General features: G+C 46.7%; 3 protein-coding genes. 1 reads left to right on the top strand and 2 read right to left on the bottom strand.

Translation table 11 applies throughout. The annotated features are described in order from the left end of the window. Window positions 1-90: 90 nt before the first annotated feature. Both QUA13_RS25045 and QUA13_RS25040 read right to left on the bottom strand, forming a co-directional pair. A complete protein-coding gene (locus QUA13_RS25045; RefSeq protein WP_333202925.1) occupies window positions 91-2310 on the bottom strand; it encodes a PAS domain S-box protein in 2220 nt (739 codons plus the stop codon). A 414-nt stretch (window positions 2311-2724) separates the two neighbouring features. Further along, window positions 2725-4203, bottom strand: coding sequence for a leucyl aminopeptidase (locus QUA13_RS25040; RefSeq protein ID WP_333202923.1), 1479 nt, complete (start codon window positions 4201-4203; stop codon window positions 2725-2727). A gap of 337 nt (window positions 4204-4540) precedes the next feature. Between QUA13_RS25040 and QUA13_RS25035 the strand changes: the two genes are divergently transcribed. Continuing rightward, on the top strand, window positions 4541-6745 hold the full coding sequence (locus QUA13_RS25035) for a transglycosylase SLT domain-containing protein (protein ID WP_333202921.1): 2205 nt from the start codon (window positions 4541-4543) through the stop codon (window positions 6743-6745). Window positions 6746-6752 lie beyond the last annotated feature (7 nt).

The raw sequence follows: 6752 nt of genomic DNA, 5'->3' as shown, positions 1-6752 counted from the left end.
AATCCAAACTACCGAAAACTCCTAGAATACGGCTCTCTCAGAGCCTGACTCTCCCAAAATATGTCCGAACTGTTGTTCCGTCGGACTAATTCATAAAGGAATCTCGATCGCAAATTCCGTACCTTCTCCTAGGGCGGAACGGCAGCTAAGGGCTCCGGCGTGTTTTTCCACGACAATTCGGTAACTGATGGCTAACCCCAAACCAGTACCTTTTCCCATCGGTTTTGTCGTGAAAAACGGGTCAAACAATCGGCTCCGCACGTCTTCTGTCATGCCTATCGCATTATCGGCAATGCGGATGCAAATACTATTTTCGTTCAGGGCTTCTGTGCGAATGCTAATAGTTGGTTCCCAATCGTCGCCGACAGCCGCTCGCCTTTTTTGGTGGCAAGCATCTTCCAAGGCGTCAATACTGTTGCTAAGCAGATTCATAAATACCTGATTTAGCTGACCTGCATAACATTCTATTAATGGCAGTTTACCGTAATCTTTGATTACTTTTATTTCGGGAGAGTCGCCTCTGGCTCGCAGTTTGTTGTGCAAAATTATGAGCGTATTGTCTATGCCTTCGTGAAGGTTAATAGGCTTTTTTACCGAGCCGTCTAAACGCGAAAAGTTTCGCAAGCTCAGAACTATTTCGCGAATGCGATCGGCTCCCATTTTCATCGAAGATAATATTTTTAGCAAATCTTCTCTCAGAAATCCTAAATCGATATTATCAATACATTGTTGAATTTCTACGGCTGGCTGAGGATAGTGTTTTTGGTAAAGTTCTACAAGCTGCAACAAGTCTCTGATATATTGGCTGGCATAGGAAATATTGCCGTAGATAAAACTGACAGGGTTATTAATTTCGTGAGCTACTCCAGCTACCATTTGACCGAGACTTGACATTTTTTCGGTATGAATTAGGTGAGCTTGAGTTTCTCGGAGTTCTTTAAGAGCGATTTCTAGCTGCTGGGCTCTGTTGTTGGCGATCGCCTCGGAGAGCCTCAAAGCATCCTCCGCTGCTTTGCGCTCTGTCATGTCAAAAATCGCACCGTTGAGGGATAAAACTTGACCTGCTGCGGTGAAAATGGCTTGACCTTTCTCTGCAACCCAGCGCACATTTCCGTCGCAGTGAATCAGGCGATATTCGAGCGTGTAAGGTTGTTTTGTTTTAATAGCCCGATCGATAGTTGTCTCGATATGCTGCACGTCATTGGGATGAACTATACTCGGAAAAGCCTGCACCGGTTTTTGCATAAAGTTATCTGCGGGATAGCCAGAAATAGCTTCGATGCCGCTGCTGATAAAAGTTAAGCTCGATCGCCCAGCAGCACTGCACCGGTAAACCGCACCGGGAATGCTAGAAACTAATGACCTAAATTCTTCTTCCCTTTCTCGCAAAGCTGCCTCAATCCGCTTGCGCTCGCTAATGTCGCGAGCAAACGCACACTGATATTCTTTGCCGTTAAATTCCAAATGGTCGATCGTAATTTCTACTGGAAAAATACGACCGTACTTAGTGAGGTGGTGAACTTCAATATTAACCGAACCGCAGCGTTTTAAGACTTTCCAGTGCAAACTCCAAGCTGTTTGGGGAAAATCTGGATTGATGTCGTGCACGGTCATCGAGAGCAATTCTGCGGCCGAATATCCCAATGAAGAGCAAGCAGCGTCGTTGACATACAAAAATTTACCGTCCGGCCCGATCCAGAATACCGCATCTGCCGATCGGTCGATCGCACATTGAGTCAGTTGCAACTGTTCCTCAACCCGCTGGCGGTCGGCAATTTCTTTTTCTAACTGTTCGTTAAGCGAATTGAGAGCTAAAGCGCGATCGACAATAGTATCTGAAGAAGAAAAATTTAGCGATTGTTGTGACAATTCTCCTTTCTCGATATCATGCTGGTGCTGATTTTCTTCTACCTGTTTGAACGGCTGTTGTTGAAACTTTTCTTTTTTATTTAAACCATACTCGGCAAGTGCTTTCGGCATGACGGCGAGGGCGACTGCCGCTAAAAGCAAAGAAATCAAAGCACTTGCAGCTTTGAGAGTTACCGACAGCCAATATATGGAATGCCAAAGCGTCCAAACTTCCGTCAATTTAGCAGCGCCGCAGGCAAAAAAACCAACGGCAAACACCCGGAAAATCTTGCTGTGAGAACCTTGGCGGGTAAAATAAACTAAAGATAGGGCGATCGAGCAATAAGCCAGTGCCGTCAGCGAGTCAAAAACAGCGTACAGTCGCAACTCCGGCAGTGCGTCGCAGCCGAGTGGGGAAGATACAGCAAGTGTTGAAAAAAAAATTGTTAATTGTTCTTGCATAAAGTTCAAGAAAAAAGTTATCTGTACCAATGCAAATCCGATCAAATATAATTATTTGATTTCTGCTAGTGAAATGTTTACATAATTATATACTTTTTTCATTTTTTATGAAACAGCTATTTTTTCAGGGAATGTCAAAACAGTCTAGGTTGGGCCCGGGGAGCAAAGCTTTCGGCAAGTATGAGAGATTGCGATCGTGTCGCGGCTCGCAACGCTTACGTTCCTCGCAGTGACGGAATACATAAATTCGCCTACTTATGGCTTCTGAAAGATTAAAATTTTTAATGATCGCTATTAAGTTTACTTTTAGATGACTTAAGCTGTAAGCCAGGGGTCTTAAACCCCTGGCTCACTCATGGACTAAGGGGCTTTTAAGGCAGACAACATCTCAATGTTTGTGCTGGAAATCCACAATTAAGCGCCGCCCAGCACCCAATGCACCAAAGTCCGAACTCCAAAACCGGTAGCCCCAGGGCCATTGTAGCCATTTTCTTTGTCACTCCAAACCGTGCCGGCAATATCTAAATGCGCCCAAGCAGTATCCTTCACAAACTGCTTCAAAAATAGCGCCGCCGTAATGGAACCGCCGGGACGCGGGCCAGTGTTTTTCATGTCGGCGTGCAATGCTTTCAATCCCTCAAAATATTTCTCTTCCATCGGCATTCGCCAAAATTTTTCGCCTGCCAATTCTGAGGCGGCGACTATTTCGGCGGCGACGCTATCTTGAGGACTCCACAAACCCGCGATATCTTCGCCTAAAGCAATTACGCAAGCCCCGGTTAGAGTTGCTAAATCGACAATTGCGTCAACTCCCAATTTATCAGCAAATACCAAAGCATCAGCCAGGGTTAAACGGCCTTCTGCGTCGGTATTGTTGACTTCAATTGTTTTGCCGTTGGAAGCTGTAAGGATGTCTCCAGGGCGCATGGCGCGGCCGCTAATCATGTTTTCAGTGACGGCGCTGATAAAGTGAACTTCGACATCGGGTTTGATGTGCCCGATCGCCTTTGCCGCTCCCAAAGTAGCCGCAGCGCCGCCCATATCTACTTTCATCATTTCAATGCCGCTGCCGGCTCCTTTGATGTTCAAACCGCCGGAATCAAAGGTCAATCCTTTGCCCACAATTGCTATTTTGCGGCGCGGTGTGCCTTCGGGTTTGTAAGTGAGGTGGATGAATTTTGGCGGTAAATCAGATGCTAGGGCAACGCCGAGAAAAGCTCCCATGCCTAGTTTTTCGCAGTCTTCCCGCTCCAATATTTCTAATTCTAAACCGCATTCGGCCGCTAGACTTTGAGCGGTTTCGGCCATTGTAATCGGGGTGACAAAATTTGCCGGCGCTGCGACTAATTCCCGTGCTAAAATGACTCCGGCAGTGATTTGGCGGGCGCGGGCGATCGCACTTTCGGTACCGGCAAAACCGAGCAAATGAATTTGTTCGATTTGCGGGCTTTTGTCGTCAGGTTCCGATTTGAAACGGTTGTCTTGATTTAGGGAGAGTTCTACACCTTCGGCGATCGCGCTTGCTGTAGAATCCGGCGCGTTGTTCCATACAGGAAAGCTAATTCCGAGGGTTTTGCATTTTTCCTTTTTGGCTAACTTGGCGCAAATACCCGCAGCTTGCCGCACGGTGTCTAATTTTAAGTCCTCTGTTTTGCCCAAACCGACGATCGCAATTTTGCGAATGGGATTATTGCCACCGACGCGGGTGATGGCGCTCGTGCCAGCTTTGCCCTTAAAATCTACTTCCAGTAGCAGCTCTTTCAATGTGCCTGCAAGCTTTTCATCTAATTGTGCCAGCTCGCCGGTGAGTTCCAGGGCGTCCTCAAACAAACCAATTGCCAGGGCGTCTCCCGTCCAAACAGAGCCGGGTTTATCGGTGACTAGAAATTCCATGTTTTGATTTACAGTTTAGATTTTAGATTTTAGATTGTACTTTGTAGTTGGTGCTTTGTCGTTTTTCCTTTGTGCGGGTAAATAGATCGATCGCACAAATTCTCCGCTCCGCATCGAAATAAATTCTGCTACTATATCAGCCAAGTCCGCCTGCGATCGGATCTCGCACCAATCTCAATAATCTGTTTTGGGGTCTGCTGAAAGGGCCCGCCCCACTCTTAACATTTATTTCTCGTTAAACAGGTATCCGACCTGTGATGGCGTTGAACACCCATCCGGTCTGTGATGCCTTTTGACAAACGATCGGTTCTTTATTCTTATTCTCTTAAATTTTCCCATGCTAAAACGACGCCGGGCCCGATTTTCTGTTTTAATCAGCGTTTCAGTTTGCGTTATTGCGATCGGCTCTTTGGTTGCTGCGATGAAATGGATGGGCTTTGGCTCGGTCCAGAAGGCTCAGCAGCCCCTGAATGCCGCGAATTCCGAATCGCAAGTCAAGATGCTGGTATCGCTGTCACCGAGCGAGCGATCGGCGAAATTAGTTGAACTCGCAACCAGTCAGTCTGCAAGTACGAACCCGCAGCAGGAAATCTCCCCTCAAAGCCGCGCCCGCTACCTGCTTGCCAGCGATTTAATCCAGCAAGGAAATGCGGCCAAAGCATTAAAGTTATTGGACAAATTAGAGCAAGAATATCCGGTTTTAGCTGCTCACATTGCCCTAAAAAGGGCGGAAGCTTACCAATTGAGCGGCGACAAAGGCAAAGCCCAAAAAGCTTGGCAGGAACTGCTCAAAAACTATCCGAGCGACCCGGTAGCAGCGGAAGCTTTATATGTTTTAGGCAAGTCAAAACCGGAATATTGGCAACAGGCAATTACTGAATTTCCCGCTCATCCCCGCAGCGTAGAAATTGCCCTTGCTAAGTTAAAAGAAAATCCCAATCAGCCGGAGTTGATGCTGCTCGTAGCAAAATACGGTCATTATGTCAAAGATTACGGTACAATTTTGGAACAACTTGTGCAGCGAAACGGCGCCGCTTTGAAACCGGAAGATTGGGAAGAAATTGCCTTTGGCTATTGGGAAAAACAGGATTACGGCAAAGGAGCTATTGCTTACGGGAAAGCTCCCCGCAATCCCAAAAATCTTTACCGCAAAGCTCGCGGTTTGTGGCTCGAAGGAAAAATTCCGGAATCGAGAATTGCCTATCAAGAATTAGTGCGCGAGTTTCCCGATGCTGAAGATACTGGTTTGGGTTTAATTCGGCTGTCGCGGCTGAGCGAACCGAAAGAAGCGATCGTTTGGCTCGATCGAGTTATTAGCAAATTCCCCAATTATGCCCCCGAAGCTTTGTTAGATAAATCCCAACTTCTCGACAAAGCACGCAGCGGTCAATCCGCCTCAGAAACCCGGAAGTTGCTATTGACAAAATACAATAATTCTGATAAAGCAGGCGAATTGCGGTGGACGATCGCCCAGCAGTTTGCCAAAGGCGGAGATTTAAAATCAGCTTGGCAGTGGGCGAGAGAATTAACCACCCACAATCCCGACAGCGAACAAGCTCCAGAAGCAGCATTTTGGGTCGGGAAATGGGCACAGCAACTCGGCCGCCAACAAGACGCCAAGACTGCGTTTGAGTACACTCTCTTACGCTATCCAGAATCATATTTTGCGTGGCGATCGGCTGTACTTCTCGGCTGGCCCGTAGGCGACTTTACCACAGTCCGAGATTTGTCTCCGAATGTAGTGCGGCCCCCTCAGCGCCCCGAACCAACCGCCGGTTCTCCTGCGTTGAAAGAACTCTATCAATTAGGTCAAGATAGAGATGCCTGGAATCTGTGGCAAGTAGAATTTATCGACCGCGTAGAACCAAGTATTGCGGAACAGTTTACCGACGGTTTAATGCGAATTGGAGTCGGAGACAATTTAGACGGTTTGTGGATGGTTGGGAGTTTGCGGCAGCGCGACAAACCAGATGATAGAACCCAATACCTCGCTCTGAGACAGCAACCGATTTATTGGCAAGCACTTTATCCTTTTCCTTACTTAGAAACCATTGTCAAGTGGTCAAAAGAACGCACAATAAATTCAGTATTAGTAACCGCATTAATCCGGCAAGAATCGCGGTTTATGCCCGCTATTAAATCATCAGTTGGTGCCACGGGGTTAATGCAAGTAATGCCGGAAACAGCAGCTTGGGTTGCTGAGAAAATCAGCCTCAAAAAGTATTCATTGGAGAATGTGGACGACAACGTTAAACTCGGTACGTGGTATTTGGATCACACTCACGACGAGTACAAGAATAACTCGATGTTAGCTGTGGCGAGTTACAATGCCGGGCCGAATGCAGTATCAGATTGGTTGAAGAGGTTTAATTTTAGTGACCCGGATGCTTTTGCGGAAAAAATTCCGTTTCCTGAAACGAAAGGATACGTAAAATCGGTGTTTGAGAATTACTGGAATTATCTGCGGATTTACAATCCAGAAGTTAATCAGTTAATGAGTGAGAATTATGAGGCTTCTCTCAAAAAAGCCAAGCCTCAGTAATTATGGT

The organism is Microcoleus sp. S28C3, assembly GCF_036700785.1.
In the GTDB taxonomy this organism is placed as follows: Bacteria; Cyanobacteriota; Cyanobacteriia; order Cyanobacteriales; family Microcoleaceae; genus Microcoleus; species Microcoleus asticus.
This window is presented reverse-complemented; position numbering and strand designations above follow the sequence as displayed.

Coding starts and splice junctions, on each gene's coding strand:
- QUA13_RS25045 (WP_333202925.1), bottom strand. CDS start 2,310: ATGCAAGAACAATTAACAATTTTTTTTTCAACACTTGCTGTATCTTCC.
- QUA13_RS25040 (WP_333202923.1), bottom strand. CDS start 4,203: ATGGAATTTCTAGTCACCGATAAACCCGGCTCTGTTTGGACGGGAGAC.
- QUA13_RS25035 (WP_333202921.1), top strand. CDS start 4,541: ATGCTAAAACGACGCCGGGCCCGATTTTCTGTTTTAATCAGCGTTTCA.